Origin of the sequence: Klebsiella sp. GG_Kp173 (assembly GCF_040062415.1) — a bacterium.
GTDB lineage: Bacteria > Pseudomonadota > Gammaproteobacteria > Enterobacterales > Enterobacteriaceae > Klebsiella > Klebsiella quasipneumoniae.
In genome coordinates this window covers 1-4,052 of the sequence record NZ_JBEAFZ010000052.1, presented here as the reverse complement: position 1 = coordinate 4,052, position 4,052 = coordinate 1, and the positions used below count along the sequence as shown (strand labels likewise).

The 4,052-nt window shown below is 44.1% G+C and carries 5 protein-coding genes; 4 read left to right on the top strand and 1 reads right to left on the bottom strand.

Going from position 1 to position 4,052, the window contains the following annotated elements; translation table 11 throughout:
• Nucleotides 1–447: 447 nt before the first annotated feature.
• The 4 genes from ABLU50_RS15995 (at nt 448) to ABLU50_RS15980 (ending at nt 3,727) form a co-directional block, all read left to right on the top strand.
• A complete protein-coding gene (locus ABLU50_RS15995; protein ID WP_001041614.1) occupies nt 448–639 on the top strand; it encodes a Rop family plasmid primer RNA-binding protein in 192 nt (63 codons plus the stop codon).
• Between the two features lie 137 nt (nt 640–776).
• Nucleotides 777–1,277: a hypothetical protein gene (locus ABLU50_RS15990; RefSeq protein ID WP_283012766.1), complete on the top strand. Its 501-nt coding sequence runs from the start codon at nt 777–779 to the stop codon at nt 1,275–1,277.
• 231 nt (nt 1,278–1,508) lie between these two features.
• A complete protein-coding gene (locus ABLU50_RS15985) occupies nt 1,509–1,913 on the top strand; it encodes a DUF2251 domain-containing protein (RefSeq protein ID WP_117282704.1) in 405 nt (134 codons plus the stop codon).
• A gap of 281 nt (nt 1,914–2,194) precedes the next feature.
• Complete coding sequence (locus ABLU50_RS15980; protein WP_348864848.1) at nt 2,195–3,727, top strand: NERD domain-containing protein; 1,533 nt, start codon at nt 2,195–2,197, stop codon at nt 3,725–3,727.
• A 188-nt stretch (nt 3,728–3,915) separates the two neighbouring features.
• Here the strand turns inward: ABLU50_RS15980 and ABLU50_RS15975 are convergent.
• The coding region (locus ABLU50_RS15975) for a replication initiation protein (RefSeq protein WP_348864851.1) at nt 3,916–4,052 on the bottom strand (137 nt) is incomplete at its 5' end.

The window sequence follows — 4,052 nt, the reverse complement described above, 5'->3', positions numbered from 1 at the left end:
CAGTCGGACTGAACGGGGGGTTCGTGCATACAGTCCAGCTTGGAGCGAACTGCCTACCCGGAACTGAGTGTCAGGCGTGGAATGAGATAAACGCGGCCATAACAGCGGAGTGACACCGGTAAACCGAAAGGCAGGAACAGGAGAGCGCACGAGGGAGCCATCAGGGGGAAACGCCTGGTATCTTTATAGTCCTGTCGGGTTTCGCCACCACTGATTTGAGCGTCAGATTTCGTGATGCTTGTCAGGGGGGCGGAGCCTATGGAAAAACGCCCCGGCGGGGTGTGGCCTTTTCGCTCTTGTCCTTAGCTTTCGTTATGCTTACCGTTAGGTTATCTGCTTATCTTCCCTCCGCTCGCCGCAGACTCATGACCGAACGGAGTGAGCGAATGAGCGAGGAAGCGGAAAACCATCAGAACGTACAGTAAGCACTTTCGCGCCGGGGCCTTCATGAACAAACAACAAAAGACAGCCGTTAACATGGCTAAATTCATCCAGGATCAGTCCCTGCTTCTTCTGGACAGGCTTAATGAGCTGGATCTGGATCATGAGGCTGATTTCTGCGAGAAACTCCATGAGGATGCGGAACGCCTTTACCGAAGCCTGTCAGCGCGCCTGAATGAGCAGCAGGACGGTGCGTAATGGCTCCGTTGTGGGTATTACCGGAGTAATACCGGCATCGCCTTAATTTTCATTGTCTTGGCGCTTAATATTATTACCCCGGTAATACCCAGAATTCCTTTATTTTTTCTTTTTTATTTATTTTTCATGAAGTTGCGATGAAAATCGCAGCTGCGTTAGGTGTATGTCATTTTTTAGTATATAAAACGACCACTCCCGAGTGCTGGCGCCGCAGGTTAAGGATGATTCTGGCTAAAAAGCGTCCTTTTCCGGGAAAGGGTCATGCTCGTATGACCCTATGGGTTCAGCGACTACACATAAACTACAAAATTGCATCTGCTTTTACCCCAGAACGCGGGTGTACAACAGAATTACATCAAAAGTACATCAAAATTACATCACTTTTACGTCAGATCGCGGGTGTACAACAGAATTACATCAAAAGTACATCACTTTTACGTCACTTTTACATCATTTTTACGTCAGATCTGACCTCTGAACTATTCGTACATCCGCCCCCTCTTCCTGGGCCTCCTGCACGTGCTGAAAATGGTTTTTCCGGCTGTGCCGGCAACGCCTCACGGCCACGCAATAAATTGCGTCCCCGTTCACCGTTTTCGGATAAGAAGAACATCGGAAACAGGACTTACCCCGGCTGAATGGCGTGAATTTCCGCGCTATGCACTTGCGCGCATACTCATGCATGCCGTAAAAACAGAGCCTGCGCGTTTCTGGCGGGTTTTCGGGTGGTTTGTTGCCTGTTTTACCGGTTTCCCGTCAGAAACGCCCTGAGGGCCTCTCAGGCGGTGCGGGCAACAGATGTTATGGTAAATTATCCGCTTGTCTGAAAGCTGGCTGGCGAATCAACCAAGGGAAGGAGAACAGACCTGATGACCATTTTAGTGACGATACAGGCCCAGCTCGTTGTCGGGGAGGAGCAGGTGATAAAGAGCCTGGCTCCTGAGGGCATGCTGGCCGCCGTGTTCGAAGATGATGGCCGGACCGGGTATTTCTATGCGCTCGATGAGTCCGTCGAGGGAAACCCGATTATGGATGCAGTACACATCTACAATGCCGAAGACGTTTCAGACGGCCACATTCCTTCTGACGTTAAAATTGGCTGGTCAGAAGACAGTCAGAAGTGCGTACTGCTGATCAATGGATACCCGCACGGGGCATTCGATTTCGTGGGAAAAAACGGGTACTGCAGGAGTGGTTATCCTCCCCCTATAAACACGGTGTGGTCTCTTTCCGGGCATGAGTGGAGCGACTTGGTGGATGATTTTTTCCGGTGAATTACGGCAGGCTATAGCCTGCCATTATGGTTCGAACAACGGATGTTATGGTAAATGGAGTAGCTGATAGTTCGATAAAAAAATGTCACAAAGCTATCTTTATGATTTAAAAGGATTAAATAATTATAAAGACGATATTTCTTTGTGCTTAATTTAAAGTAAGTAATTAACTATCTGATTTTTAATTGTTTTTTATAGTCATTTTTTTTAAAAAGCCTGCGCGCTATTACACGTAGTGTAATGTTATAAATAGCGTAGTGTGACAGAAATAAGGTGAGGCTATGAAAAAAAGTGTTGTTAGACAAGTGCTTGAAATGAGCGGGCCATGCATCTCTTCAGATCTTGCAGAGAGAATTCAGTGGCAACATCCCTCAATGTCCCCTGAAGCGATACGTAAAATGATCTCGCGAAGCACGGACATAGGTAAGCTGCCATTTTTGAAATTCAGCCATAACAGGAGATTCATTTATCTAAAAGATGATTTTGGCAGTTTCAAATTTTGGCGAGCTCTCGAAAAGTGCATGTACGAAGCAAACTCAACTTACTCACACGCGATACTTGCCGTAATAAATAATGGCGGTTATTTGAAGGTGAAAGATTTTGGGATTGTGTCTGGATCTCCTATAAAACAAGCTAAACATTTAAGTTATGAAACAGTTCTAAGAAATCTACTTTCGGCAAAAATACTTAGAGCTGTGTATATTGATGGAGTTGGTGATTGCGTACTGATAAATAACAACATAGCCAACGATGTTAATATTAGAACAATGGCAAATTGCGAATCCTTTTTTGACAAACCAATATTGGAGCTTGTTAAAGCTTGGTTGAGGAATTTAGGCCTAGTCGCTTTTAATCAGATAAAAACAAAATACGATGGGGAGGGAAATCCAGTTGTAGGCTCTTTTGAATGGGATATGACCGCTCCAAGTTACGTTTCCCCTCTCGCTGAATATGTCGGCGGAAAACTGATGCCTGGTTTCGTTGCCTGTGATTTTTCTCTCGGCTTTAATCGTGATGAAATTACTACCGCTGCAGCAGAAACATTCATTAGAAAAGTCCAGATGACCAAGTCTTCTCGAGCGAGTCAGAGGATAATGTTTGTTATTTTCGCAAGGCGTTTCGGCAAAATAGCCTTCAATAAGTTGAGAAGTGAGGGGGTTCTGGCTGTAACTATAGCAAATGCGTTTGGTAATAAAGTTGATGAAAGCTTAACCAGGTTGTCGAGGGTGATTCAGGGTTCTTTGTCCATTGAAAAGCATCCAGATGAGTTGCTTCAGATGGTTAAAGATCTGGAGTCTGTTTCTGGAGAGAATGGCAATTTGAGAGGGTATATTTTTGAGCTTTTTGTATCCTCGCAAATTTCTAATTTTTATGGTCTTGGTAATATTTACATTAATAGAGAGTATAAGATAAATGGTAAGCATGCAGAAGCTGATGTTGTATTAGAGAGTAGTGACGATATTTATATAATAGAGTGCAAGAATGTTAAGGTCTTACCTTCAACTGAACTTACGCGTTGGATGAAAGAAAGGGTTCCAACTATAAACTCTTACTATAAAATAAATAATTTAGAAAAAAAGAATATCCACCATTATTTGTGGGTTACAGGTAATGTGTACAACAAAGATTTAAAAAGGTTAGACTCTTTTAAGAATAATAATAAGAATATCGATGTTGATTATTTGTTTGGTGAGCATTTGGATGATTTCTTTTACAAGAAAAAGCGGGTGTTCAACTTATATAGAAAAGTCATTTCACCTGATTATAAAAAAGGCGTAATGCCTGATTTTGAGTTAGAGGACGATTTTTTCTAGCTACTGCGTTTCTTGACGATGGCGCTTTGAAAGGCGTATCTTCCATCTCTGAAACGAAAAAACCACCCGGCAAGGTGGTTTTTCGAAGGTTCAGGAAACCGGCAAGTTTCTGAACCGTGGTAACTGGCTTAAACGGAGCGCAGTGACCAAATCTGTCCTTCCAGTGTAGCCGTAGTCAGGTCAACACTTCAAGAACTCTGTGTATGCTTGTACACGCCTCTCCGCTCCGTAAACCAGATACCAATGGCTGCTGCCAGTGGCGTTTTGTCGTGTCTTTCCGGGTTGGACTCAAGACGATAGTTACCGGATAAGGCGCAGCAGTCGG

Coding starts and splice junctions, on each gene's coding strand:
- ABLU50_RS15980 (WP_348864848.1), top strand. CDS start 2,195: ATGAAAAAAAGTGTTGTTAGACAAGTGCTTGAAATGAGCGGGCCATGC.
- ABLU50_RS15985 (WP_117282704.1), top strand. CDS start 1,509: ATGACCATTTTAGTGACGATACAGGCCCAGCTCGTTGTCGGGGAGGAG.
- ABLU50_RS15995 (WP_001041614.1), top strand. CDS start 448: ATGAACAAACAACAAAAGACAGCCGTTAACATGGCTAAATTCATCCAG.
- ABLU50_RS15990 (WP_283012766.1), top strand. CDS start 777: ATGAAAATCGCAGCTGCGTTAGGTGTATGTCATTTTTTAGTATATAAA.